This window comes from Arthrobacter sp. D1-29 (assembly GCF_054130585.1).
The window spans coordinates 4,865,809-4,890,132 of sequence record NZ_CP096383.1 but is presented as its reverse complement, the minus strand read 5'-3'; the positions used below and the strand labels follow the sequence as shown (position 1 = coordinate 4,890,132).

23 protein-coding genes are annotated in these 24,324 nt (G+C 64.2%); 11 read left to right on the top strand and 12 right to left on the bottom strand.

From position 1 onward, the window contains the following. Positions 1-2 precede the first annotated feature (2 nt). The 7 genes from M1E17_RS22275 (at position 3) to M1E17_RS22245 (ending at position 7,281) form a co-directional block, all read left to right on the top strand. Positions 3-1,370: an L-fuconate dehydratase gene (locus tag M1E17_RS22275; RefSeq protein ID WP_457964235.1), complete on the top strand. Its 1,368-nt coding sequence runs from the start codon at positions 3-5 to the stop codon at positions 1,368-1,370. Further along, complete coding sequence (locus M1E17_RS22270) at positions 1,363-1,677, top strand: L-rhamnose mutarotase (RefSeq protein WP_457964233.1); 315 nt, start codon at positions 1,363-1,365, stop codon at positions 1,675-1,677. The genes M1E17_RS22275 and M1E17_RS22270 overlap by 8 nt, the downstream gene beginning before the upstream one ends. Continuing rightward, complete coding sequence (locus tag M1E17_RS22265) at positions 1,674-2,666, top strand: aldo/keto reductase (protein ID WP_457964231.1); 993 nt, start codon at positions 1,674-1,676, stop codon at positions 2,664-2,666. Before M1E17_RS22270 ends, M1E17_RS22265 begins: the two co-directional genes overlap by 4 nt. Next, positions 2,663-3,631 (top strand): amidohydrolase family protein, encoded by a 969-nt coding sequence (locus M1E17_RS22260; RefSeq protein WP_457964230.1) that lies wholly within the window; start codon positions 2,663-2,665, stop codon positions 3,629-3,631. Before M1E17_RS22265 ends, M1E17_RS22260 begins: the two co-directional genes overlap by 4 nt. Continuing rightward, a complete protein-coding gene (locus M1E17_RS22255) occupies positions 3,628-5,160 on the top strand; it encodes a sugar ABC transporter ATP-binding protein (protein ID WP_457964229.1) in 1,533 nt (510 codons plus the stop codon). The genes M1E17_RS22260 and M1E17_RS22255 overlap by 4 nt, the downstream gene beginning before the upstream one ends. Further along, positions 5,157-6,194, top strand: a complete 1,038-nt coding sequence (locus M1E17_RS22250; protein WP_457964227.1) for an ABC transporter permease — start codon at positions 5,157-5,159, stop codon at positions 6,192-6,194. The genes M1E17_RS22255 and M1E17_RS22250 overlap by 4 nt, the downstream gene beginning before the upstream one ends. 91 nt (positions 6,195-6,285) lie before the next feature. Further along, positions 6,286-7,281, top strand: a complete 996-nt coding sequence (locus M1E17_RS22245) for a substrate-binding domain-containing protein (protein ID WP_457964226.1) — start codon at positions 6,286-6,288, stop codon at positions 7,279-7,281. A 117-nt stretch (positions 7,282-7,398) separates the two neighbouring features. Here M1E17_RS22245 and M1E17_RS22240 read toward each other — a convergent pair whose 3' ends face one another. From M1E17_RS22240 to M1E17_RS22215, 6 genes are all read right to left on the bottom strand, one after another. Beyond that, a complete protein-coding gene (locus M1E17_RS22240) occupies positions 7,399-8,070 on the bottom strand; it encodes a FadR/GntR family transcriptional regulator (RefSeq protein ID WP_457964225.1) in 672 nt (223 codons plus the stop codon). A 122-nt stretch (positions 8,071-8,192) separates the two neighbouring features. Continuing rightward, on the bottom strand, positions 8,193-9,707 hold the full coding sequence (locus M1E17_RS22235) for an amino acid permease (protein WP_457967894.1): 1,515 nt from the start codon (positions 9,705-9,707) through the stop codon (positions 8,193-8,195). An 81-nt stretch (positions 9,708-9,788) separates the two neighbouring features. Then, positions 9,789-11,228, bottom strand: coding sequence for an aspartate ammonia-lyase (locus tag M1E17_RS22230; protein ID WP_457967892.1), 1,440 nt, complete (start codon positions 11,226-11,228; stop codon positions 9,789-9,791). Between the two features lie 71 nt (positions 11,229-11,299). Then, a complete protein-coding gene (locus tag M1E17_RS22225) occupies positions 11,300-12,463 on the bottom strand; it encodes an asparaginase (protein WP_457964224.1) in 1,164 nt (387 codons plus the stop codon). 19 nt (positions 12,464-12,482) lie between these two features. Then, on the bottom strand, positions 12,483-13,238 hold the full coding sequence (locus M1E17_RS22220) for a FadR/GntR family transcriptional regulator (RefSeq protein ID WP_457964222.1): 756 nt from the start codon (positions 13,236-13,238) through the stop codon (positions 12,483-12,485). A gap of 124 nt (positions 13,239-13,362) precedes the next feature. After that, the gene (locus tag M1E17_RS22215) at positions 13,363-15,216 is read right to left on the bottom strand and encodes a glycoside hydrolase family 15 protein (protein ID WP_457964220.1); all 1,854 of its coding nucleotides are present in this window, start codon (positions 15,214-15,216) and stop codon (positions 13,363-13,365) included. A 271-nt stretch (positions 15,217-15,487) separates the two neighbouring features. On the opposite strand from M1E17_RS22215, the gene M1E17_RS22210 reads away from it, so the two are divergent. From M1E17_RS22210 to M1E17_RS22200, 3 genes are all read left to right on the top strand, one after another. Further along, positions 15,488-16,054, top strand: coding sequence for a hypothetical protein (locus M1E17_RS22210; protein ID WP_457964218.1), 567 nt, complete (start codon positions 15,488-15,490; stop codon positions 16,052-16,054). 141 nt (positions 16,055-16,195) lie between these two features. After that, positions 16,196-16,462, top strand: coding sequence for a helix-turn-helix transcriptional regulator (locus M1E17_RS22205; RefSeq protein ID WP_457964216.1), 267 nt, complete (start codon positions 16,196-16,198; stop codon positions 16,460-16,462). Continuing rightward, positions 16,459-17,634: a type II toxin-antitoxin system HipA family toxin gene (locus M1E17_RS22200; protein WP_457964215.1), complete on the top strand. Its 1,176-nt coding sequence runs from the start codon at positions 16,459-16,461 to the stop codon at positions 17,632-17,634. The genes M1E17_RS22205 and M1E17_RS22200 overlap by 4 nt, the downstream gene beginning before the upstream one ends. A gap of 92 nt (positions 17,635-17,726) precedes the next feature. Here M1E17_RS22200 and M1E17_RS22195 read toward each other — a convergent pair whose 3' ends face one another. Further along, the gene (locus tag M1E17_RS22195) at positions 17,727-18,344 is read right to left on the bottom strand and encodes a uracil-DNA glycosylase family protein (RefSeq protein ID WP_267276813.1); all 618 of its coding nucleotides are present in this window, start codon (positions 18,342-18,344) and stop codon (positions 17,727-17,729) included. A 186-nt stretch (positions 18,345-18,530) separates the two neighbouring features. Between M1E17_RS22195 and M1E17_RS22190 the strand changes: the two genes are divergently transcribed. After that, on the top strand, positions 18,531-19,034 hold the full coding sequence (locus M1E17_RS22190) for a hypothetical protein (protein ID WP_457964213.1): 504 nt from the start codon (positions 18,531-18,533) through the stop codon (positions 19,032-19,034). On the opposite strand, the gene M1E17_RS22185 is transcribed toward M1E17_RS22190, so the two are convergent. The 5 genes from M1E17_RS22185 to M1E17_RS22165 all read right to left on the bottom strand — a co-directional run bounded on the left by M1E17_RS22185 (position 19,031) and on the right by M1E17_RS22165 (position 24,234). Beyond that, positions 19,031-20,494, bottom strand: a complete 1,464-nt coding sequence (locus M1E17_RS22185) for an amidohydrolase family protein (protein WP_457964212.1) — start codon at positions 20,492-20,494, stop codon at positions 19,031-19,033. The two genes, M1E17_RS22190 and M1E17_RS22185, sit on opposite strands and share 4 nt — an antisense overlap. Next, positions 20,491-21,081: a hypothetical protein gene (locus M1E17_RS22180; protein WP_457964210.1), complete on the bottom strand. Its 591-nt coding sequence runs from the start codon at positions 21,079-21,081 to the stop codon at positions 20,491-20,493. The genes M1E17_RS22185 and M1E17_RS22180 overlap by 4 nt, the downstream gene beginning before the upstream one ends. Positions 21,082-21,272: 191 nt before the next feature. Next, on the bottom strand, positions 21,273-21,659 hold the full coding sequence (locus M1E17_RS22175) for an RNA-binding S4 domain-containing protein (protein WP_457964208.1): 387 nt from the start codon (positions 21,657-21,659) through the stop codon (positions 21,273-21,275). A gap of 233 nt (positions 21,660-21,892) precedes the next feature. Beyond that, positions 21,893-23,002, bottom strand: coding sequence for a sulfite oxidase (locus M1E17_RS22170; protein WP_457964207.1), 1,110 nt, complete (start codon positions 23,000-23,002; stop codon positions 21,893-21,895). A 227-nt stretch (positions 23,003-23,229) separates the two neighbouring features. Beyond that, entirely contained in the window at positions 23,230-24,234 is a 1,005-nt protein-coding gene (locus M1E17_RS22165) for an aldo/keto reductase family protein (RefSeq protein WP_457964205.1), read from the bottom strand. Between the last annotated feature and the right edge of the window lie 90 nt (positions 24,235-24,324).

The window sequence follows — 24,324 nt, the reverse complement described above, 5'->3', positions numbered from 1 at the left end:
TTGTGAGCATCATTACCGCGGTAGAAACCTTTGACATCCGCTTCCCCACGTCCAGGGACCTCGATGGTTCCGACGCCATGAATCCGGATCCGGATTACTCGGCCGCCTACCTGATCATTGGCACTGATGCCGGGGACGGTCTCGAGGGCCATGGATTCGTCTTCACCATTGGACGCGGAAATGAGGTGGAGGCGGCTGCAATCGATGCCCTTCGCCCGCACATCCTTGGCCGGAACGCTGAAGAGCTGCTGGACGACATGGGATCCACGTGGAAGCTGCTGGCCCACGATTCCCAGCTGCGGTGGCTGGGCCCGGAAAAGGGTGTAATGCACATGGCGATTGGCGCAGTGGTCAACGCCCTGTGGGACCTCAAAGCCAAACGTGCCGGGTTGCCGCTGTGGGACTTGCTGGCGGGTCTTAGCCCTGAGGAGATCATTGCCCTGGTTGACTTCCGTTACCTCAGCGACGCCCTCACCCCCGAGGAGGCACTGGAGATCCTCCGTAAGGCCGAACCGGGGAGGGCTGAGCGCCGCGCGCGCCTCCTTGAGGAAGGCTACGCCGGCTACACCACCACGCCCGGCTGGCTCGGGTACAGCGACCAGAAGCTGACACGGCTGGCCAAGGAAGCTGTGGCGGATGGCTTCAGCCAGATCAAACTGAAGGTTGGCGCTTCGCTGGAGGACGACCTCCGCCGTGTCCGCGTGGCCCGTGAAGCGGTGGGACCAGACATCAAAATTGCCGTCGACGCCAACCAGCGGTGGGATGTGCAGGACGCGATTGAATGGATGCGTCACCTGGCGCCCTACGACATCGCCTGGATTGAAGAACCCACCAGTCCTGACGACATCCTGGGCCACGCGGCCATTGCCAGGGGCGTCGCGCCCATTCCCGTGGCCACCGGGGAGCACGTCCAGAACCGGGTGATGTTCAAGCAGCTGCTGCAGGCGCAATCCCTGGAAGTACTCCAGATCGACGCGGCCCGCGTGGGCGGTGTGAACGAGAACATCGCGATCCTGCTGCTCGCCGCCAAGTTCGGTGTCCGGGTTTGCCCCCATGCAGGCGGTGTTGGCCTCTGTGAGGCAGTCCAGCATCTGTCCATGTTCGATTTCATTGCTGTCTCGGCCGACAAAGACGGCCGTATGATTGAATTCGTTGACCACCTCCACGAGCATTTCATCACTCCCGTGGACGTTCACGATGGCTGTTACTGGCCACCGTTAGCACCAGGTGCCGGCGCGGAGATGCACCGGAATACGCTGGCTGTTTACAGTTACCCGGACGGCGCGGAATGGAGCGCCACATCAGCCACTGACGGCAGTTACGAGCTGGTGCCGGAATTCCCCCTCAAAGAAGCCGCAGCTGATGCCTGAGACCATCGTCCTGCACACCAGGCTGAAGGTGGGTGCCGCCGAGGCATATGCGGACGCCCATGACGCCATACCGGCGGAGCTCGTGGCGGCCCTGAAGGGAGCCGGCGTGGTTAACTGGCGCATCTGGCGCAGCGGCCGCGAGCTGATCCACCTGGTGGAAGTGGAGGACTACAAGCGCATGCGCCGCGAACTGGCCCAGCATCCAGCCAACGTCCCCTGGCAGGCGCGGATGGCCGAGCTCCTGGAAGTGCAGGACGATTACAGCGGACAAGACTCCGGCATACCGCTCGTTTGGGAGCTGCCGTGAACGCGCCACTGCCCCTCGGCGCCCTGGGCTTTGGGGGAGCGGGTATCGGCAACCTCTACCGCGCCATGCCAGACACCAGGGCCACCGCCACCGTTGAAGCAGCGTGGGAGGCCGGCATCAGGTACTTCGACACGGCCCCCCACTATGGACTGGGCCTGTCGGAGCGCCGGCTGGGCGGGGTGCTTCGGGGAAAGCCGAGGAATGAATTTGTGCTGTCCACCAAGGTGGGACGCCTTCTGGTACCGCACCAGGGCGTTCTGACGGGTGGTACGCCGCCCGATATCCATGCCGCTGAGGATGCACCGGGCGACCCCGAAGGCTTCGACGTGCCCGCCCTGAGCAGGCGCGTCTGGGACTTTTCAGAACAGGGTATCCGGCAAAGCCTGGAGGACTCGCTCGAGCGTCTCGGCCTGGACCAGGTGGACATTGCCTACCTGCACGACGCCGATGTCCACGATCTCGCCGCCGGCATCCGCGACGGGTTGCCTGCGCTGGAGAAGCTGCGCTCCGAAGGGCTGGTTCGCGCCATCGGCGTGGGGATCAACTCGGCGGAGGCAGCGCTGGAATGCGTCGAGGCCGCGAACCTGGACCTCGTGATGCTGGCCGGACGCTACACGCTGCTGGAGCAGCCGCAGGTTCCGCTGCTGGAGCGCTGCGTGGAAAAGGGTACAGGAGTGGTAAATGTTGGAGCCTACAATTCCGGACTGCTGGCGCGGCAGGATGTTCCTGATGACGCGCACTATAACTATGGGCAGGCGCCGCACGAAAAGATTGAGCGTGCCCGGCAGCTCGCCGGCATCTGCGCACGCTTTGGTGTGGAACTTCCGACGGCGGCCCTGCAGTTCGGGCTGCGCCACCCGGCCGTGGTCAATGTGACAGTGGGGGCAACGTCCCCGGAACAGATCCGGGACAACGCTGCCCGGATGGCTGAAGAAGTTCCCGGCGAACTTTGGGCAGAACTGTTGCGGCAGGAGCTGATCCCCTCATGATCGACTCCCACTTGCACCTATGGGACCTGCAGTCGGCGAACCAGCCACTAGAAACCGGGCGATCCCTGGAACAGGACGGCGCGGCGCGCCCCTACTCGTGGCTGGGACCGCAGCATGGAGCGCTCTTTCGCAGCTTTGGGGAAGCGGAGGCCCAGCAGACCATCTCCGATGCCGGAGTCAGCGCCGCGGTACTGGTGCAGGCTGACGACACCCTTGCCGACACGGAATCCATGCTCGCCGTTGCTGACCGCAATGACTGGGTCATCGCCGTCGTGGGCTGGATTCCTTTGGAACATCCGGAGCAGGCAGCAGCTGCGCTGGAACGGTTTGCCCGGAACCCCAAGTTCCGGGGCGTCCGCCACCTGATCCATGACGATCCACGGGACAACTTCCTGGAGCTTCCGGAGGTCCGCGAGTCTTTGCGGCTGGTGGCCGACCGGGGCCTGACACTGGACATTCCCGATGCCTTTCCCCGGCATCTGGGCCCGGCCGCAGATCTGGCCCGCGACCTTCCGGAGCTGACAGTTGTGCTGGATCACCTGGGCAAGCCGCCCATCGGAGCCAACGGCGGACCTGAAGCAGGCGCTGAAGCAAACCAGGGTCTGGACCGCTGGCGCCGGGAGTTCCGGGCCTTGGCCGGGTTGCCCAATACAGTGGCAAAAGTATCCGGCCTGTACATGCCGGGAACGGAATATACAGCCGAGACGCTGCGCCCGGCCTGGGACGAGGCCCTGGCAAACTTTGGGCCCGAAAGGCTCATGATCGGGATGGACTGGCCGGTCAGCATGCTCGGGGCACCGTATCAACGCACATTGGATGTGTTGCTGGAGCTGGCGGAGGAGCTTGATGCTGCAGGTAAGCACGCTTTCCTCGAAGCCACGGCGCGGCACATCTACGGGACGCAGCACACAGAAGACATGCCGGAATCGGCAACAACAAGCAAGGAAGATGAGGTGAGAGCATGACCGCGGATCAAACAACGCTGTTATCCGTGCGCGGGGTGGGCAAGACATTCCCCGGGGTCAGGGCTTTGCACAACATGCAGTTGGACCTTCGGCACGGTGAAGTGCTGGCGCTGGTAGGCGAAAACGGTGCGGGCAAGTCAACGCTCATGAAGCTGCTCTCCGGCATCTACGTTCCCGACCAGGGAACCTTCGAGCTCAACGGCGTGGCCTTTACGCCGGCCGGACCAAAGCACGCGCAGGAACTGGGCATCAGCATCATCCATCAGGAGTTCAACCTGATGCCGGACCTGACGGTGGCCCAGAACATCTACATTGGCCGCGAACCCCGGCACTATGGGATCCTCAGCGAGCGCGCCCTGAACCGGAAAACCCAGGACCTGTTTGACCGGATGAGCCTCAAACTGGACCCCCGGGAGCGCTGCGGGGACCTGACAGTGGCAAAGCAGCAGATGGTGGAGATCGCCAAGGCCTTGAGCCATGACTCCAAGGTGATCATCATGGACGAGCCCACAGCCGCCCTCAATGACGCCGAGGTGGCCACCCTGCACGAACTGATCCGCGGCTTTGTTTCATCTGACACCGGCGTCATCTACATTTCTCACCGAATGGATGAGCTCAAGCAGATTTCCCAGCGCATCACCGTTATCCGCGACGGCGAATATGTGGACACCGTGGATACCGCGGCGAGCACCATGCGGGAGGTCATCTCGCTGATGGTGGGCCGTTCCATCTCCGGCGAACAGCGGCCGGCGGCCGAAGAAACACACCGTGCTGACGACGTCGTCCTGGCTGTTGCCGGGCTGTCCACTCCGTCCCTGCTGAAGGACGTCAGCTTTGAGCTGCGCCGGGGCGAGATCCTCGGGTTCGCCGGGCTGATGGGCGCCGGCCGGACGGAGGTTGCCAGGGCCCTGGTGGGCGCGGACAAAGCCAGCTTCCGGCAGCTGCAGGTGAACGGGGCCGACGCGCGGATTCCTAACCCGGCGGCCGCCGCGAAACTGGGAATCGGCTACCTCTCCGAGGACCGGAAGCATCTTGGCCTGCTCCTGGAACGCGACGTCAAGGAGAACATTATGCTCTCCTCGCTGGCAAAAAATTCGACGGCGGGATTCATCAATGACGGGTCCCTGCGCCGCACGGCCGACGAATACTCGCGGAAGCTTCGGATCAAGACGCCGTCCATCAAGCAGCTGGCCCGGAATCTTTCCGGCGGCAACCAGCAGAAGGTGGTTATCGCCAAATGGCTCGTCAAGGACTGTGACATCCTCATCTTTGACGAGCCCACCCGCGGCATTGACGTGGGCGCCAAGGACGAAATCTACAAACTGCTGAACGAACTCGCAGCTGAGGGCAAGGCGATCATCATGATCTCCTCGGAACTTCCCGAAGTCCTGCGCCTGTCCCATCGGATCGCCGTCATGTGCGAAGGGCGAATCACCGGCTTCCTCACCAACGCCGAAGCCACCCAGGAAAACATCATGGAGCTCGCCACCCGACGGGTCTCCATCACCACAGGAGCACCAACCTCATGAGCATCGTACAAACCCCCACACCGAAAGAATCCACGGTGCTGACGGCGAAGTCCCAGCCCACACGGGGAAACGGCCTTAGCCTGCGGCTTCGCTCCTCCCTGCAGCAGCTCCTGGCCTTCGGCTCGCTGATTGTCCTGGTGGTTTTCTTTGGAGCCATGAATTCACGGTTCCTGCTGCCCGGCAACCTCTCGGACATCCTCCTCTCCACCGTTGTCATCGGACTGCTGGCGCTTGGCGCCACGTTTGTCATCATCACGGGCGGCATCGACCTTTCGGTGGGCACCGGAATGAGTCTGTGCTCGGTGATGGTGGGCGTGGTGCTGACCTACCTGGGCCTGCCGCTGTGGGCCGGGGTGGTGGGCGGCATCCTGATGGGTGCGCTGATCGGGGCGGTGAACGGCTTCCTCATCTCGTTCCTGAAAATTCCGCCCTTCATCGCCACACTGGCAACCATGCTGGTGGCCCAGGGCATGGCGCTGGTGGTCTCGGGAACCAAGCCCATCTACTTCACCGGGACCGAAGGCTTTTCCAACCTCGCCCTCGGTAAGCCGATCGTCGGACTGGTGATTCCAAACGCTGTGTTCATCTTCTTCGCCGTGGCCACCGTGGCGGGCGTGGTGATGAGCAAGACCCTCCTGGGCCGCTACACCTTCTCCATCGGATCAAACGAGGAGGCAACGGCACTGTCCGGCATCAACGTCCGCAGCTGGAAGCTCTGGATCTACACCGCGGCGGGCGCCTTCACTGGGCTGGCCGGTGTCATCATCGCTGCCCGGCTTAACTCCGCCCAGCCCGGGCAGGGCATGGGATATGAGCTCCAGGCGATTGCCGCCGTCGTGATCGGTGGAACCTCCCTGGCCGGAGGCAAGGGCTCCATCGTGGGAACGGTGATTGGTGCCCTCATCATGTCCGTCCTCACCAATGGCCTGCGGGTCATCTCGGTGCCGCAGGAGTGGCAGAACGTGGCCATCGGCGTTGTGATCCTGGTGGCCGTCTACCTGGACATGCTTCGCCGGAAGGAGGCTGCCACGTAGCGCCTCCCGCCGCCGCCGGACGGCATTCCCCGGCAACGCACCATCCCCCAACCCTCTCCATTCCCCATCAAAAACAACGGAGTTTTCACGAATGAACAAGCCCACTTTTGATCGCCGCAGTTTCCTCACCTTGTCCGGCCTGGCGCTGGGCGTGGTGGCAATCGCCGGCTGCGAGGCACCGGCAGGAACGCCGGCCGGAACTGCCGCCGGCGGAGCCAAGCCTTACATCGCCATCGTTTCCAAGGGGTTCCAGCACCAGTTCTGGCAGGCCGTGAAGCAGGGCGCTGACCAGGCCGCCAAGGAGTTCGACGTCGAAGTCAGCTTCGAGGGTCCCAACACTGAGAAGGACGTGGACCAGCAGATCCAGATGCTGACCACCGCCCTGGGCAAATCGCCGGCCGCCATCGGTTTTGCTGCCCTCGACTCACAGGCAGCCACGCCGCTGCTGGAACAGGCCAAGGGCAAGAACATCCCGGTGGTTGCCTTCGACTCCGGCGTCGACTCGGACATTCCCGTCACCACGGCATCCACGGACAACAAGGCTGCCGCTGCGGAGGCCGCCAAACACCTTGCCGAGCTCATTGGCGGCAAGGGTGAGATCGCCATCATCGGCCACGACCAGACGTCCAAGTCGGGTACGGACCGGCGGGACGGTTTCAAGGAATACATCGAGAAGAACCACCCGGAAATCAAGATCGTGGCCATCCAGTATGCCGGCGGCGATCAGCTCCTCTCCGCCGATGCCGCCAAGGCCATTGTGACGGCCAACCCCAACCTCAAGGGCATGTACGGCACCAATGAGGGTTCGGCCATCGGCGTGGTCAAGGCTGTGGAGGAACTTGGCCTCAAGGGCAAGCTGACCATTGTTGGCTTCGATTCCGGCAAAGCCCAGATCGACGCCATCCGGTCCGGGCTGATGGCCGGTGCCGTGACGCAGAACCCGGTGGGAATCGGCTACGAAACCGTGAAGGCTGCCGTGGCCGCGATCAAGGGCGACAAGCTGGAGAAGGTGGTGGATACCGGGTTCTACTGGTACGACGCCACGAACATTGACTCGGAGAAGATTAAACCGAACCTCTACCAGTAGGTCTTGGCCAGCCCGTCAGGCCGGCAGCATCTGCCGGCCGGCGCAGGCTGACAGGATGGGAATGGCCCGCTGCTGAAGCAGCGGGCCATTTCTGTTCCCTGTTTAGAGTGCCTGCCTTTAGAGTGCCTGCCGCAGCCAGCTCTCCACACCACTGATGTGCACGGTCACCAGGGCCCTGACAAGTTCCGCGTCGCCGCGTTCCAGGGCATCGGCAATGGCCTTGTGCTCGGCAAGCGTGTGCGCAACCGCCCGCTCCTGCGTGAGCCCGCGCCAGATGCGGGCGCGCACCGTGCTGCCGGAAAGGGCATCCAGCAGGCTTTCCAGATACGCGTTGCCCGCCGCCCTGCTGATAATGCGGTGAAACTCCAAGTCATGGGCGACCAGTTCCTCCACGTCCGTGTTCTCGTCGATGCCCTCCATGGTGGCGCTGAGTTCAAGGAGTTCGGTGGCGCCGATTTTTCCCGTGGCGATAAAGGCGGTGGCGGGTTCGAGGATACGTCGGACCTCGAAGAGTTCAAGGATGGACTTGTCCTGATGGAGTTCCACCACAAAAGCCACGGCCTCATTGAGCAGCTTCGCATCCAGGCTGGTGACATACGTGCCATCCCCGCGCCTCACGTCCAGGACCTTGATGAGCTCCAACGCCTTGACTGCCTCGCGCAGGGAGCTCCGTGAGAGGCCCAGCCGGTCGCTGAGCTCCTTCTCCGGAGGCAGGCGGTCGCCGGCCCTGAGTTCGCCCCGAAGGAGCATCTCCTTAATCTTGCCGATCGCTTCATCAGTGACTGCCATGGGACTCATCTTAGCGGCATACATCTGATGTTTAGCAGAAACCGCGACGGCGGCACCCGGGTTCCGTGAAAACAGAACCGTGTGCCGCCGTCGGGCGCTACCTGAAGAGGGTGCGGCAGGTGTTACTTGCCGTCCTTGCCCGTACCGGGGGCCGGCCGGTTGGCCACCAGGGGGTAAGGTCCGGTGTGGCCGTCGCGGATCGAGGCGATTTCCAGGACGCGGTCGCGGCAGAGGTACCAGCCGAGCATCAGGGCCGGAATGATGACCACCAGCGAAGCGACAGTCCAGGTCCCGGCCGGGGAGTCAAAGGCCATCATGACCAGCACCGCGGCAAGGAAAGCGAGGGTAAGCCAGCCCGTTACCGGGGCGCCGGGCATCCGGAAGGCCGGGCGCAGCACCTCTCCCCGCTTGGCGAGCTTAGCCAGCTGCATCTGGCACAGGACGATCATGGCCCAGGTGCTGATGATGCCCAGCGAGGCGACGTTCAGGACAATCTCGAATGCTTCCGCCGGGACGATCGCATTGAGGACCACACCAAGGACAGCCACCACTGCGGTCAGCGCGATGCCGCCGTAGGGAACGCCGGCCTTGTTCATCCGCCCGGCGAACTTCGGCGCCGAGCCGGCCAGCGACATGGAGCGCATGATGCGTCCCGTGGAGTACAGCCCGGCGTTCAGCGAAGACAGCGCCGCGGTGAGCACTACAAGGTTCATGATCGCGTCGATGCCCTCCACGCCGATGGAGCCAAAGAAGGTGACAAACGGGCTTTCGCCGGCCTTGTACGCCGTGAACGGGAGCAGCAGCGAAAGCAGGATCAGGGAACCGACATAGAACACAGCGATACGCAGGACCACAGTGTTGATGGCCTTGGGCATGATCTTTTCCGGGTTCTCCGTTTCACCGGCGGCGGTACCGATCAGCTCGATGGAGGCGTAGGCGAACAGCACACCCTGCATGACCACGATTGCCGGCAGCAGGCCGTTGGGGAACATGCCCCCGTTGTCGGCGATCAGGGTGAAGCCAACTTCCTGGCCCTCCACAGGGGTGCCGAAGATGACGAAATAGATGCCAATGACCAGGAAGCTCACCAGGGCAACCACCTTGATGAGAGCGAACCAGAACTCAAGCTCGCCGAACACCTTGACGGAAACCAGGTTCAGGCCAAGGACCAGAACGAGGGCGAGCAGTGCCCAGATCCACTGCTGGACATCGGCAATGGCCGGTACGTATTTCTTGAAAAAGTTCATGTAAAGCGCGACGGCGGTGATGTCCACGATCGCCGTCATCGCCCAGTTCAGCCAGTAGAGCCAGCCGGTGACGAACGCTGCCTTCTCACCGAAGAATTCGCGGGCATATGAAACGAAGGAACCGGAGGAGGGCCGGTGCATGACCAGTTCGCCGAGGGCCCGGAGGATCATAAAGGCAAAGAAGCCACAGACTGCGTAGCTGAGGATCAGGGCGGGGCCGGCGGAGGCCAGGCGGCCGCCGGCACCCATGAACAGGCCGGTGCCGATTGCGCCGCCGATAGCGATCATCTGGACCTGGCGGGGCTTTAGGCCCTTGTGGTAGCCCTCATCCTCCTGATGCAGGGCTGCTTCGGAGGCATGGGCGTGCGCCGGAATGGTGTGGTCGGAGATGGCCGCTTGTTGCTGGGCGGTCACTGGGGGCTGTGTCACGGGAGTCCTTTTTCTCTTGGGCTGGGGACTATCAGGTGGGGACTATTGCTGGGTGGCGCGTTTGGTGAGGTTTGCCAGGCGTTCGGGGCTGAGGAGTTCCTGGAGCTGCGCGTCGGTGAGCAGTCCGTGTTCGAGGACGAGTTCGGCGACGCCTTTGCCGGTGGCGAGTGCTTCCTGGGCGATGGCGGTGGCCGTGGTGTAGCCCAGGTGCGGGTTTAGTGCGGTGACCAGGCCGATGGATTGTTGCACGGTCAGGCGTAGGTGTTCGGTGTTGGCGGTGATGCCTCGGATGCAGCGTGCGGTGAGGGTGGTGCAGGCTGCCTGGAGGTGGGAGATGCTCTTGTGGAGGCTGTGGACGATGATGGGTTCGAAGGCGTTGAGTTGGAGTTGTCCGGCTTCGGCGGCCATGGTGATGGTGACGTCGTTGCCGATCACTTCGTAGGCGACCTGGGAGACTACTTCGGGGATGACGGGGTTGATCTTGCCGGGCATGATGGAGGAGCCGGACTGGACGGCGGGGAGGTTGATTTCGCCGAGGCCGGCGCGTGGGCCGGAGGAGAGCAGGCGCAGGTCGTTGCAGGTTTTGGAGAGTTTCACGGCGACGCGTTTGAGGACGCCGGAGAGGTGGACGAACGCGCCGACGTCCTGGGTGGCTTCGATCAGGTCCGGGGCGGTGATCAGGGGCAGGCCGGTGATGTGGGCGAGGTGGCGGCAGGCGGCTTCGGTGTAGCCGGCGGGGGCGTTCAGGCCGGTGCCGATGGCGGTGGCGCCGAGGTTGATTTCGTGGATGAGCAGGTTTGCTTCGGCGAGCCGGAGCCGGTCTTCGCCGATGGTGATGGCGTAGGTGCCGAATTCCTGGCCCAGGGTCATGGGCACGGCGTCCTGGAGTTGGGTGCGGCCCATTTTGACGATGGTGCGGAATTCCAGGGCTTTGGCGGCGAAGGCTTCTTCGAGTTCTTCGAGCGCGGCGAGGAGTTCCTTGACGGCGAAGATGGTGCCCAGTTTCACGGCGGTGGGGTAGACGTCGTTGGTGGACTGGGAGAGGTTGACGTGGTCGTTGGGGTGCAGGCGGGTGTATTCGCCTTTGGGGTGGCCCAGGATTTGCAGGGCGCGGTTGGCGATGACCTCGTTGGCGTTCATGTTTGAGGAGGTCCCGGCGCCGCCCTGGATGACGTCCACGACGAACTGGTCAGCGTAGTGGCCGTTGATCACGTCGGTGCAGGCCTGTTCGATCGCGGCGGCGCGTTCGGGGTCCAGGAGCCCGAGTTCAAGGTTGGTGCGGGCCGCGGCCTGTTTGACCGCGGCCAGGCCGCGGACCAGGTGCATGTTCGAGGACAGCGGCTGGCCGGTGATGGGGAAATTTTCCACCGCGCGCAGGGTATGCACGCCCCAGTAGGCCTCCGCCGGGACGTCCCGGTCACCGAGCAGATCATGCTCGGAACGCGTAGACACTTTCTTTTCCTCAGCGGAGTTTGCCGCCATGCCGTCCGCTGCCCTTGTTGAGGCTGCGGCCTTGATGGCGTTACTGGTATCGGGGGTGGTCATGGGGGTCCTCACGCGGCTTCTTTGACAGGCGTGGACAAAAAATCAGTGGACAGCAGCCGCCCTACCTGGCGGCCTCCACCCAGCACGGGTGCACTGGCAATGCCGGCGAGGGACGCGGTGTCCTCGCCCAGCGCCTTGAGGACGCGCACGGTGACGGGCATCCGTGCGCGGTCGGCGCCGTCGGCGATTTTTACGGCAACGGCCCGGCCGTCCGGCAGGCCCACCAGCTGAATCCCCTCAAAACCGTCTTTGGCTACGGTGCCGGGCAGCAGGTGCATCAGTTCGGTGACGTCCCGGTGGTCGCCGGCCACCATGTCAGGGTGCTGCTGGATGGCACGGCCAACGGTGGCTTCTGCTGTCAGCGGCAGGGTCCCGCCGTCGCCGGGTGTGCTGCTGTCCCTCCCCGTGCTTCCGGCAGCGGCGCTGGCCCGGCCGATTCGGCCGAAGGCGCGCGCCATGCCGCGGAGGGTCAAGGCCAGGAGAGGGGTGCCGCAGCCGTCCGTGCTGAGGGCGAACGGCTGCTCACCGGTCAACTCGATAATGGTTTGGGCCACGAGCTGCTGCAGCGGGTGGGACGGTTCAAGGTAGCCGCGCACAGGCCAGCCGTTAATGACGCACGTGGCGGCCATGGCGGCGTGCTTGCCGGAGCAATTCTGGGTGAGCTGGGTTGGCCGACCTCCGGAACGGAGCCATTCTTCGCGTTCATTGATGCCGTAGGGGAGGTCCGTGCTGTTTTCCAGGTCGCTGGCCGTGAGGCCGTGCTGCTCCAGGATCCGCAGGGCGCCGTCGCGGTGCTTGGCAGCACCGGAGTGGCTGGCTGCGGCCAGGGCCAGCAAATCGGCCGGGAGTTCCAGCCCGGCCCGGACCATAGCTACGGCCTGCAGCGGCTTGAGTGAGGAACGCGGATAGAAGGGGGCCAGGGGATCGCCGGCCGCCGCGAGGATCGAACCATCCGGGGCGGTGGCAATGACCGAGCCGTAGTGCACGCTTTCCACCAGGCCGTCGCGGACGGCAACCGCCAGTGCGGCGTGCTGCGGCAGATCTTGGGCTGCCGGTGCCGCTTCTGCGGTCAGGGCGTCAGGCACGGCGCCGGACGCAGTGCCAGTCACGTCGAGAGGCCCGACGTCGGTGCGGGCAGCCTTCTGGGCAGCGGAAAATGCGGGGGTTGGCATGTGGTCCTAGGGGTAACGGTTACTTGTTCAGGATGGACTCGAGGGCGAGGCCCACGGCGTGCAGGTGCTCAGCCATCGCGGCGCTTGCCTCTTCGGCGGAGCCTGCTTCGATGGCATCGAGAATCTTCTGATGCTCCACGTCTGAGGCGTGCTGGCGGTCAGCCACCATGTTCAGGGTTTCGGATTGGAACTCCAGGGCGCCCCTGATTTCTGCGACCACACTGGCAAAGACCTTGTTGCGGCTGGCAAACGCTATGGCCGCGTGGAAGCTGGAGTCCAGGGCAACCCACGATTCCGGATCGGATTCCGTGGACATTGCCGCCACAAGCTGCCGGAGGGTCTCCAGTTCCTCATCGGTGCGGCGCTGGGCGGCCAGCCCTGCAGCCGGCACTTCGATGTGGGGCCGGGCCTCGTTGAGGTCCCGGGCGGAGTACTGCCCCAATGTGAGGTCGTTGGCCACCTTGTTGGCCACCACAAAGGTGCCCTTGCCAGTTTTGGTGACGGTGAGGCCCAAGGCGGTGCAGGAGCGCAAGGCTTCCCGGATGACGGAGCGGCTTACCCCATATTGCTGCGAAAGCGTGGCTTCCGAGCTGAGTTTGCCGCCTACAGCTACCTTGCCTGACTCGATATCGGCACGGATGGCATTGAACACTGCCTCGGCGGCACTGAGCCGGGCCAAGGGCTGGGCCATTCCCCCGGGGAGCCCCTGAGCGGGGGGCTGGCTGCTTGCGGACTCTGCAGGCTGTCCTGCTGTCCGGCTGTCTGACAGGTTCACGCTTAAAATATGGCACGGGTCACAGGCGCTGTCAACACGCGGGAGCTAGCGAAAGGGCGGAGGTTCTATTTGCGGGACAGATCAGGGCTGCGGGCAGCGGAGCGGACCCTCGTTTCGGCCGCCTTCACGAAGCCTCGGCACTGCGCCGGCGCTGCTGGGCTTTGAGGAGCCGCAGGCCGCTGGCCAGCACGCCGACGTGGCTGAAGGCCTGCGGAAAGTTCCCCAGGAACTCCCCGGTGTCAGGATGGATCTGCTCGGGAAACAGTCCCAGGGGGTTCGCCCGCCTGCAGAGGGATTCGTAGAGCTCGTGCGCCTCATCCACACGTCCTTGCCCTGCCAAGTTGTCCACCAGCCAGAAGCTGCACAGGAGGAAAGCGCCTTCGCCGCCCGGGAGGCCGTCCGGGGATTCCGACGGCAGGTAGCGGAAAAGCAGTCCGTCGCCGGCGTCCAGGTTGGCAGCGATGGCTTTGGTGGTGGCGACCATCCTGGGGTCACTGAACGAAATGACGTTCCGGACGGGGAGCGTCAGCAGGGCGGCGTCAAGGCCACCGGCGCCGCCGAGGTGTTCAGTGAAGGTTCCCTTATCCTCATTCCAGGACAATCCAAGGGTGGCGTTGTGAATCTCCCTCGCGGCCGCCTCCCAGCGCCGTTTCGGATACGGCAGCTTGTGTCGCCGGGCGATCCGGATAGCGCGGTCGATGGCCACGTGGCACATCGCTGCCGAATAGGTGAAGGGCCGGCCGGTGCTCCTGACTTCCCACGGCCCGCTGTCCGGGCTTCTCCAGCTCCTGATGGCGGCCTCGACGATAGGAGTCAGGGCAGCCCAAAGCTGGCGGTCCACTGGCTGCCCGCTGTTGGACCACTGGTAGGCAACGTCCACGATTTCTCCGTAGACATCGTGCTGGGCCTGGTGCCTGGCGCCATTTCCCCAACGTACGGGGGAGGATCCCCGGTAGCCGCGCAGCACCGGGTCCTCCACTTCTTCAGGCGGCTGGGAGCCGTCCAGTGCGTACATCACGTGTGGCTCGCCGTCGCGCTCCACGTTGGTGAGGACCCAAGCGAGGAACACGTCGGCATCGCTGGGATCGCCAATCCGGCGGAAGACGTAGTTGGAGAATGCTGCGTCCCGCACCCAGGTGTAGCGGTAGTCCCAATTGCGGGGCGCCCCGGGCCATTCGGGCAGGGAGGACGTGGCGGCGGCCATGATCGCCCCCGTCTCTGCATGGTCCAGCATCTTCAGCGTGAGGGCCGAGCGCTTCATCAGATCGGCCTGGGATCCCTCACAGTCCAGCCCTGACGCCCACTGGCGCCAGCCCCTCACGGTCTGGTCGATCAGCACTCTGGCGTCCGGCCGTTGACGCAGCCGGAAGCGCCCGGACCAGTGGAGGGAGACCGTGATTGTTTCGCCCGCGCGCAAGGTCAAGTCAGCGGAGAGTCCGCGGCCGTCAGGCCTAAGCTCCACCGACGACCAAAGGTACACTTCCGAGGTGCCGTTCACCGGCCAGTCAAACCGCCACCCGCCGGCAAGCTTGTCAAAGCTCGTGCCGATCTTGGGGGTCAGGCGAACCCGGACCCGCACATCGCCTCCCACTGCCCGCGCCTGGCGGAGCAGCTCACGCCGGCCGGCCGGGACGGGTTCGGCAAGGTTCGCTCCGGAGCGAAGGGTAAGGCAGTCCGTCACCTGGAGCATGCCGTGGTCGGAGAACAGCGAGGTGACCAGCACGCAGGAGTCTTCCGTGTACCTTTGCGCCGACGAGTGCAGAGGCACCGGGACGATCTCGAAAAGCCCGCCCGCGTCCATATCCAAAAGCCCTGCCAAGAACGGGGGACTGTCGAATTCAGGGAGGCAGAGCCAGGAAATTGCACCATCGCGCCCTACCAGGGCACAGGTGGAACCGTCGCCGATGAGACCATGATCCTCGATGGGCAGGTACCCATCGAGGCGCTCCACCGGGCGTGGGATCGCCGCAGCAAACATGCCTGCTGGTTCCTTCAGATTCTCTTTCTCTGGGTACTTAAATTATCCCGCTGATGCCCGCCAGTTCGCCACTTGCAGGGAAGATTCCCACCGCCGAGCCAGAGTCAGCGGATCTGTGCAGCTTGCCGGACCAGCGGATATTCACTTGAGAACTGTAAACAAATTGACTTCTTCTATGACTTAAATTACGCAAGGATTGACCGGGCCCGAATTTTGCCTGCTACTTATCAGGGGGACGTGAGTAAACACCGTTCAGGATGAAGGAGAACACATGCAGACCAGGCAGCAAACAGCAGAGGAAGCGCAACGCGAAAGACCTTTGACCCGGCCGGCTTCACGCAGCGCAACCCCGGCTCCCGGGCCCGGAGTGCGCTCTCTTGCGGTGGTTCGCATTCTGCTGGGGACAGTCTTTCTCTGGGCATTTCTGGACAAAACGTTCGGACTTGGTTTCGCAACGCTGCCGCAGAAAGCCTGGATCGCCGGCGGCTCACCCACGACTGGCTATCTCGGGAGTCTGGACGGAGCGTTCTCCGGCACCTTTCAGGCGCTAGCTGGAGCCGCCATCGTGGATTGGGCGTTTATGCTTGGACTCCTTGGTTTGGGAACCGCGCTGGTGTTGGGCATCGCGCTCCGCACCGCGGCCGCAGGCGGCACCATCCTTTTGGCCCTGATGTGGCTGTCTTCCCTCCCGCTCAAGAGCAATCCCGTCATTGACGAACACGTTATCTACGCTGCTGTCATCATCGCCCTTGCCGCCGTGCGCGCGGGGGACACGTTTGGCCTTGGCCGGCAATGGGCCGGCATGATCAAGAGTCCGTCGCTGCGCTGGCTGCGCTGACGGTTTCGCGGGAACGCAACTCAAGACTCTAAGCGGTACGTTCGTTCCGATCTTCCCCTTCCGACTGGATGGACGTGAGCGTAGACTCTACTCACCACCAGAGATCGGAACGATCGTACCCAATCGAACTATTGGAGCATCGTGGCAGAACCCATCAGTGCCCTCCTGGCAGCAGAGGTCCGGGCCCGGCGGGGAAGGCTGGGACTCACCCAGCAGGATCTTGCCGACATGGCGGGTGTGTCCGAACGCTTCGTCCGGTTCGTGGAGCAGGGAAAACCAAGCATCCAGCTGGATTCGCTGACTGCTGTACTTGAAACCCTTGGGCTGGAGCTCCGGCTGGCCGCCCGGCCCGGCAAGGCCGCCCACGCCCTCGCCACTCAGGCCAGGGACGGCGAGTCCAAACCATGAAGCACCGGGTCGCGGATATCTACAAGGCAGGCGTGCTGGCTGCGCGGCTGGAGAGGCATGACGGCGGTACGCGCTTCAGCTACTTCACCGGCCTGCTCCCCGAGGGGCGCCGGCTCAACGCGCTGCGGCGGTCCGTCAAAACCAGTATTGATGATGATCTCTCCCTGCTGATTGCGGCAGGCGCCAACCCGGTGGGAGATGTCCAGATCGTCGGGCACGGTGAGCGGCTGGATCCTGACGAGCATGCGGTAGAGCTGGACACCCGGCAGCCCGTGGACTTCGACGAACTGCTGGGCAATCCGGACCTGATTGATCCAGTAGCCCTCGCCGGGGTGCAGGACAAGCTCTCCGCCGGGATGATTTCATTGCCGGTGGCCAGTGCAGGCAAACGCTTCATCCTCAAGCTCAACGCCCCCGAATTTCCCCATGTGGTGGAAAACGAGCTGGTCATGTTCCGCTACGCTGCAAGGCTGCGGATCCCGCTCAGCAGGGTCCGGCTGATCCGCGATGTGGCCGGCAGGCCCGGCCTGCTGGTGGAACGCTTTGACAGGGTCCCGGCAGCAGGGGGAGGACAGGCAGCAGCGGCAGGGCCGGCAGTCGACGGACCTGATATCCAGCGCCTGGCCGTGGAGGACGCGGCCCAAGTGCTCCGGCTCTACCCCGCGGACAAATACAACGTGGGCTACGGGCAGGTAGTCCACGCCTTGGCCGAATACTGCTCTGCGCCCCTCCCGGCGCTCCGTAACCTGGCGCTCCAGGCCGCTTTTGCCTGGCTCACGGGCAACGGTGACCTGCACGCAAAGAACGTCTCCATGGTTCAGCATCCGGAGGGGGAGTGGACCATTGCACCCGTGTATGACATCCCCTCCACGGTGGTCTACGGGGACAAAACACTGGCACTGACGCTGGGCGGAAAACGCAGCGGGATCTCCCGGCGGCACTTTCTGGCCTGGGCCACCGAACTTGGGCTGACGGAGCGTGCAGCGGCCCACGTGCTGGCGCTCGTATTGACGGCGTCCGGACCGCTGATTCCAGACCTCGAGGCAGGCCGCGCCTTCACCGGCGTGAACGCGGAGGAAGGGGACGACGACGGCGGCTCACCGTTTCCCGATCTGGTCACCAGATCGTGGGTCAAGGAGCTGAAGCACCGGCGGAGGCTGCTGGAAGGGTGATTTTTGGGATTGCCTCAAGCATGCTTTTACGAGATGACACTTGGCGGTAGTGTCAGGCCCCGGAACTGCCGTGAACTGCCATCTCGAGGAGGCTAGAGGTGCTGGATTCCGGCCCGCTGCATGGCGTCCCGGTAGATCTCCACGCTCTTGGCCAGGAGGTCCTCCTGCTTGGCTTCGGAGACGGCGAAGGCCCGGCCGCCCAGGGCGCTGGCCTTGTAGATCTTGATACCGCTGTTCTTGAGCGAGGAGTGGTACGTCTTCTCGAAGAGGGTCAGGAACGTAGAGGCGTCCGTGCCGTGGGCGATGACGGCGGAGACGCGGCGGTTGATTTTCAGGAACTGGCGGAAGGGGCGCAGGCCGTCTGTCTTCTCCTGGACATTCAATGCGGAGGGAAGGTCCGGATCCCGGATCCAGGGGTAGGCGTTCCACGGCATGACGTAGCGGGGATCAAGCTCTGCGAGTTCGTAGATCTGGGTGGCCCGGCGCGCGGCTTCGTCGTCGTTGTAGTGGGAGATGAACCCGGACTCGGTGCCCTTGCCGGGGCTTACCTGCAGGCTCACGATCCGGCATTCGTCCTCGTCATGCACGGGATCGATGTAGGGAACGATTGACCCTGGCTTCTTTTCCATCAGTTCGTCGCAAAGCTGCGTGACCGCCGCGATGTTCGGTTCCTGTAGCAGGGCCTTTTTTTCGTCCCAGTCAATCGTCACGATCTCTCCCTCAGCAGCACGGCGTCCAGAATCAGGCGTCTTAGGCCACTCTACGCTTTTGGGCGTTAGGGTGCGCGGGGAGAATGTTCCATTACCGCCCGCCGGTATCCCTTTCGGCTGGCCATTGAGGAAGAATGTCCATGGCGACCCACGTCACCGCACCGCCACGGCTAAAGGAACCTCACGATGGTCAGCAGGAAAACACTCAAGGCTGACGGATTTTCAGGATTCAGGGCAGTGGACGCCCTGGAGATTATGCGGGTGCCGCAGGGCACCGGCGTCTTTGCCGTGCTCAGGCCGGACGGATTCGAGCCCCAATTTCTACACAAAAGCACTGCCGGCGTCTTCAAAAAGAAGAATCCGTCGCTGCCCCTGCCGGCCCTTGGCGCCGAATGGATCAAGGACGCGGATGTCCTCTATATCGGCAAAGCCGGTCCCGGGAGCAAGGGTAACCGGGGACTGCGCCGCCAGATCCAGGAATTCCTCGATTTCGGGAAGGGAAAACCGCCGGGTCACTGGGACGGAAGGCTGGTGTGGCAGCTCAAGCACGCCGAATCGCTGCTCATCGCGTGGAAAGAACTGCCTGCCGGGGAACTGAACGCCGCCGAGGCCCGGCTGCACGCCGATTTTGTCGCGGAGTATGGCCGGTTGCCATTTGCGAACCTGGTGCAGGCCCGTGCGCGGAACTAAGCCAGCCCGCCGTCGTAGGTGAACCTGCCGGCCAGGAGCGTGGCGGCAACAGGCATCGCGGCAAACACCGCGTCCGGAACGGTGAGCGGATCGGCGTCGAGCACCATGAGATCTGCCGGATCTCCTACCCTGATACGGCGACGTCCCCGCGCCGATGCCGAAAGAGCCTGCCGCCTGCTAATTCCCTGCTCGGGATGCCAGGGCCCGCGGCCGTCCTGCCTGGATCGGGTGGTGGCGGCCGACATGGCACCCCATGGATCGATCGGCGCAACGGGAGCATCTGAGCCAAGTGCCAGGATGGCCCCTGAATCCAGGAGGGACCTCAGTGGAAACGCCCGGTCGGTGCGGCCGGGCCAGTTTGCCTCGGCAGCGTCACGGTCGTCGAGGGCATGGACCGGCTGCACGCTGGCGGTAACTCCCAGCTGGCCAAACCGGGGAAGATCCTGCTGCCGGACAAACTGGGCGTGCTCAATCCGGCCGCCGATACCAGCGCGTTCAAAGGCGTCCAAGGCCACCCGGTTGGCAGCATCGCCGATGGCATGTACCGCCGGAACGAAGCCCGCCGCCTTGGCCTCCTCCAGGAGCTCCAGCAGCTCCGTCTCGCTGACGGTCAGCAGCCCGTGGCCGCCGTGGGGATATGGGTCGGTGCAGAAGGCGGTGCGCGTGTTGAGTGAGCCATCGATGAGCACTTTCAGGGGGCCAACGCGCAGCAGTCCTCTCCCGCCGTCGAGCACCAGGCCTGTGCGCATGCCGTCGCTGCGGGCCCGCCCAAGGTCCGCCGGATAAACGCCCGCGTCCACCCGCAAGGCGTCGAAGCCGCTGCCGATGCGCCGCAGCCAGGGGTCCCGGTTCCAGGTCATCTCAAAATCAACGATGCCCACGATGCCCCGGGCAGCTGCCGCGTCTGCAGCATCCCGGACCCATCGGTCCACCACCGCGTCCGGCAGTCTGCCAAGTTCACGGGTCAGCGCGAAAGCCGGTTCCTCCCGAAGCAGGCCGCTCCCGTCAACCGCCACCCCGTAGCGCGCCGCGGCAGCGCTGTTCACCCACACACAATGCAGATCGTGGCTGATCAGGGCCGTCGGCTGATTGCCGGTGGCGACGTCGAGCGTTTCCAGAGTGGGGACATCCGGCCAGAGGGCATCGCGGAAGCCCACGCCCACGGTTGTGACGGAAGGCAGGGCGTCGAGTCCGTGGGATCCGACGGCGGCCGCAGCCTCGCGGGCCGAACGGACCTCCGACAGGTCGAGCCTGTTGGAATGCAGGGCCCACTGGACCATGTGAACGTGCTCGTCCCAGAGGCCGGGAATGACATAACGCCCATCCAGGCTGACTACGCGTGTGCCGTCCGGAATCACACTTCCCGGGCTGATCCGGCTCACCGCGCCATCCGCAATGTGCAGGTCCGAGATGGCGTCTCTACCGGGCTGGCGGACGGACTTCAGGACGAGGCCGGTCATGGAGCGAGGCCCGCGAGCTCCTCGGGAGAACACCGGCCGGACTCGACAGGAACGTTAAGCCTCAACTCGACCGACGTCCGCCCGGAAATCCCCACCCTGGCTCCCTGCGCATTGCCCGACGTGACGGACCACCATCCTTCGGACCCCTCATCCAGAACTGAGACGGGGCTGAAGCCGTACGGTTCCAACACGGGATTGATAGTGTCCATAACCCGCCGAAATTCCTCCGACGCTCCCACAACGTCACCGTTGCTCCGGAACGACGGCAGCCAGAGCGAGCACTGCCCGTCGGTCCGCTCCGCGATGGCGTATCCATCCCCCGCGCGCCAGCTGATACCTGGGAACTCATCTTCCAGCGCCCTACGGATGTCGTCGATGACCGGTCCATACTTTTGGGCGCTTTCCACCACGTTCGACGGCGGCTCGGTCACCGTTGGCAGTACGGGACGTGTCTGTGTCTGCTGGCACCCGGTCAGGGACGGAAGCAGCAGCGTTGCGAGCAGAATTCCTGCCACGGCCAGCCGCCGATGCGGCGTTCGTGAAACGCCGCAGATGCGCCGAACGGCCAGCACTTTTGCTGTCCCCATTGTTCCCCCTGATCTGCAGCCCGAGCATCCATCCTCAACCGGAACGGTCCCGTGTACTGTCCCTGGAAGCAGCCGGACCCCGGCTCGCTGTCCCAGCCTAGCGTTCAGCCTTGCCCGCGCCGATGGGCAGGACTGACCATCGTTGGCACCAGCCACTGTTTCAGGAGGCTGAAACCAGATTTCTACAGGGCCTAAAGTGCTGGCCCGCGGAGCCGCTCCATCTCGCGGCGGTCCTTCTTGGTTGGCCGCCCTGCGCCGCGGTCCCGCTGCGGAAGACCCAAGGCCGGCGCGACGGGACGCGGCGGGGTGTGATCGGTGAAGCAGTGGGAAGCGGCCTCAGCCCCAACGCGCTTGGCAATCAGGCGCCTCACCTCAAGAATCCGTTCGTAGCCAGACATCCGGACTGTCACAGTGTCCCCCGTGACCAGGGTGGCGGACGCCTTGGCCGGACTGCCGTTGAGGCGTACATGGCCGGCGCGGCAGGAGGCAGTGGCTGCGGAGCGGGTCTTGTAGGCGCGAATGGCCCACAGCCAAGCGTCGATTCGAACACTGGCAGGGGAGGAAGGAAGGCTGGTCATGGCTGGGACTGAGTATACGGGCGCGGCGGCGCGTTTAAGTTTTGTCCGTCGCAAGTTCTTGGACCAGGATGAACTAAAATACCGGCCGTATGGCTTTTTAATGAATTCGTGCGTAGCATGGCGCATACAGCAGACAAGCGTCGGGCACTTTTGGGGGGTGTCCGACGCATCTGTTTAACCCGCTGGTGGGGATACTGAGCGATATTCAGCCGGCGCGGTGTGCTGTGAAATCTTTACTCCACGGTGACGTTCACGTGCTGCACCATGTTGTTGCTCAGCCCCTGGTAATTCCAGTTCTGTTCCAGCGGCTGGACCGCCCCGGTGGCATCCGTGGCGCGGCAGGCCAGCATATGCTCGCCAGGATCGGCCACCCACGGCAGCGTCCACTTGCACCAGGCGAACGGGCCCGGAGGTTTCTCCAGCTGGGCCGGCAGCCACTCGCCGTCGATCCCCACCTCAACGCCCGTGACCGCGGCCTCGCCTGACCAGGCCCTGCCTTGCAGCAACACAGGCCCCGGCGGGAGCGACCGCCTGCGCGTGAAAAAGTCCGGGATGCCCGGCGGAATCATCAGCGAACGGATCCTGATCCGCGAAACCGGTGTACCGGCGTCGTCCGCGGTGTCCTGGTACCTGTATGCCACGTGCTGCTGGAATCCGGTAAAGGGGGCTGTCACCACTTCGATGGACTCCAGCCACTTAACGCTGGTCATGCCGTACCAACCGGGGACCACCAGGCGGAGGGGGTAGCCGTGCTGCGGCGGCAGGTCCGCGCCGTTCATCCTGTAGGCAAGCACGACGTCGGGGCGCAGCGCTTCCCGGATGGGCAGGCTGCGGGCGTACTTCTGCCGGACGCCGCCCTGGATCCCTTCGTCGGCACCGGTGAAGACAACCTCCACGGCCTCGTCCAGAACCCCGGCCTTCGCCAGCAAATAGGCCAGCGGCACCCCGGTCCACTCCGCCGTGCCTACTGCCTCCAGGACCCACGGCTGGCTGAGCGGCCGGGGCTTCAGCAGGGAGCGGCCGTTGCCGGCACACTCCAGCGTGACCGGGATGGTGATGGCGGGGTCCTTTTTGAGCGCGGCAAGGCTGAGTTCCATCGCCCGTTCCACCGCACCGCCGATGCGCAGATGCCAAGGCCCCGTGCCGGTGTCCGGGATATCGAAGTGCGTCAGGATGTAGTGCATCCCGGGGGGCGTGACGTCGTACCGGAGCGCCTCCAGCGGCATGGAGTGGTTGCGGGCCGATAGCTGAAGCTCCTCGGGTGTCAGCGGCCCCGGGGTGGGCTCGCCGGCCTGCGGCACGGGGCGGGTGGATGGACGTTGCCTGTAGATCTGCTTTGTCATGGCGGTGCGATTCTGCTCGAGCGGCTGCCGGATCCCCTGCTCACAGGTTTACGCCTGGCCGCCCGCTCCGTCAACGCTCAAACAGCCGACGGAAGATCGAATTCATGTCGGATTCAGGGATACAGGATCCAATGTGGCAAGCGCACGCACATCCCCATCACGTACCCGGACACTTCCGCATGGGGGACCCGTCATGGGTGACGAGTCCCCCTGAGTCGGCCGGCTCCCTAGGCTTCCCGGGTGGCGGGGGATTTAGTCTGCGCAGGATCACGCTCGGCCAGCGCCCCGATGGCGCCGTCGATTTTCTTCATGACCTGCGGTTCAAGCGTGACGCCGGCCGCCGCCGCACTGTCCGCGATCTGCTCAGGCCGGGACGCTCCGATGATGGCCGAGGCCACATTCGGGTTCTGCAGCACCCAGGCCACGGCAAGCTGCGGCATGGATAGCCCGGCTTCCTGCGCAATGGGCTTTAGCGCCTGAACCCCGGTAATGACGTCGTCGCGCATCCATCGTTCGATCATCCTGGCGCCGCCCTTCTCATCCGTGGCGCGGCTGCCTTCGGGCGCCGGCTGGCCGGGCAGGTACTTGCCGCTCAGCACTCCCTGGGCCATGGGGGACCAGACAATCTGGGATACACCCAATTCTTCCGACGCCGGAACCACCTCAGCCTCGATGACCCGCCACAGCATGGAATACTGCGGCTGGTTGGAAATCAGTTGGAAGCCCAGTTCCTTGGAGAGCGCGTGCCCTTCGCGGAGCTGGGCGGCCGTCCATTCACTGACTCCGATATACAGGGCCTTTCCCTGCCGCACGATATCCGCAAACGCCTGCATGGTCTCCTCCAGCGGCGTTTCAAAGTCGTAGCGGTGCGCCTGGTAGAGGTCGACGTAGTCGGTCTGAAGCCTGCCCAGGGATCCATTGATGGACTCCATGATGTGTTTGCGGGACAGGCCCACATCGTTTTTGCCCTTGGGCCCGGTGGCGCCGAAGACCTTCGTGAAGATTTCAAGGGACTCCCGGCGCTCGCCTTTCAGCGCCTCACCGAGGACCGTTTCCGCGGCCGTGTTGGCGTAGACGTCCGCCGTGTCGAAAGTGCTGATGCCGGCGTCCAGTGCCGCCCGCACGCACTGGCTCGCGACCTCGTTCTCCACCTGCGAGCCGTGGGTGAGCCAGTTGCCGAACGTGATTTCCGAGACTTTGAAGCCGCTGTTTCCGAGGTATCTGAATTCCATGCTTTTCAAGCTACCGGACTTTCACACATCCGGAAAGGGCTTTCCGAAGCAATGGATCAGACAGCGAGTGCTGGACTTAGCGGGAGGGCC

Excerpts from the sequence above, each read along its gene's own strand:
- M1E17_RS22270 (WP_457964233.1), top strand. The coding sequence starts at position 1,363 with ATGCCTGAGACCATCGTCCTGCACACCAGGCTGAAGGTGGGTGCCGCC.
- M1E17_RS22260 (WP_457964230.1), top strand. The coding sequence starts at position 2,663 with ATGATCGACTCCCACTTGCACCTATGGGACCTGCAGTCGGCGAACCAG.
- M1E17_RS22255 (WP_457964229.1), top strand. The coding sequence starts at position 3,628 with ATGACCGCGGATCAAACAACGCTGTTATCCGTGCGCGGGGTGGGCAAG.
- M1E17_RS22250 (WP_457964227.1), top strand. The coding sequence starts at position 5,157 with ATGAGCATCGTACAAACCCCCACACCGAAAGAATCCACGGTGCTGACG.
- M1E17_RS22245 (WP_457964226.1), top strand. The coding sequence starts at position 6,286 with ATGAACAAGCCCACTTTTGATCGCCGCAGTTTCCTCACCTTGTCCGGC.
- M1E17_RS22240 (WP_457964225.1), bottom strand. The coding sequence starts at position 8,070 with ATGGCAGTCACTGATGAAGCGATCGGCAAGATTAAGGAGATGCTCCTT.
- M1E17_RS22230 (WP_457967892.1), bottom strand. The coding sequence starts at position 11,228 with ATGGCGGCAAACTCCGCTGAGGAAAAGAAAGTGTCTACGCGTTCCGAG.
- M1E17_RS22225 (WP_457964224.1), bottom strand. The coding sequence starts at position 12,463 with ATGCCAACCCCCGCATTTTCCGCTGCCCAGAAGGCTGCCCGCACCGAC.
- M1E17_RS22215 (WP_457964220.1), bottom strand. The coding sequence starts at position 15,216 with ATGTTTGCTGCGGCGATCCCACGCCCGGTGGAGCGCCTCGATGGGTAC.
- M1E17_RS22210 (WP_457964218.1), top strand. The coding sequence starts at position 15,488 with ATGCAGACCAGGCAGCAAACAGCAGAGGAAGCGCAACGCGAAAGACCT.
- M1E17_RS22200 (WP_457964215.1), top strand. The coding sequence starts at position 16,459 with ATGAAGCACCGGGTCGCGGATATCTACAAGGCAGGCGTGCTGGCTGCG.
- M1E17_RS22190 (WP_457964213.1), top strand. The coding sequence starts at position 18,531 with ATGGTCAGCAGGAAAACACTCAAGGCTGACGGATTTTCAGGATTCAGG.
- M1E17_RS22185 (WP_457964212.1), bottom strand. The coding sequence starts at position 20,494 with ATGACCGGCCTCGTCCTGAAGTCCGTCCGCCAGCCCGGTAGAGACGCC.
- M1E17_RS22180 (WP_457964210.1), bottom strand. The coding sequence starts at position 21,081 with ATGGGGACAGCAAAAGTGCTGGCCGTTCGGCGCATCTGCGGCGTTTCA.
- M1E17_RS22175 (WP_457964208.1), bottom strand. The coding sequence starts at position 21,659 with ATGACCAGCCTTCCTTCCTCCCCTGCCAGTGTTCGAATCGACGCTTGG.
- M1E17_RS22170 (WP_457964207.1), bottom strand. The coding sequence starts at position 23,002 with ATGACAAAGCAGATCTACAGGCAACGTCCATCCACCCGCCCCGTGCCG.
- M1E17_RS22165 (WP_457964205.1), bottom strand. The coding sequence starts at position 24,234 with ATGGAATTCAGATACCTCGGAAACAGCGGCTTCAAAGTCTCGGAAATC.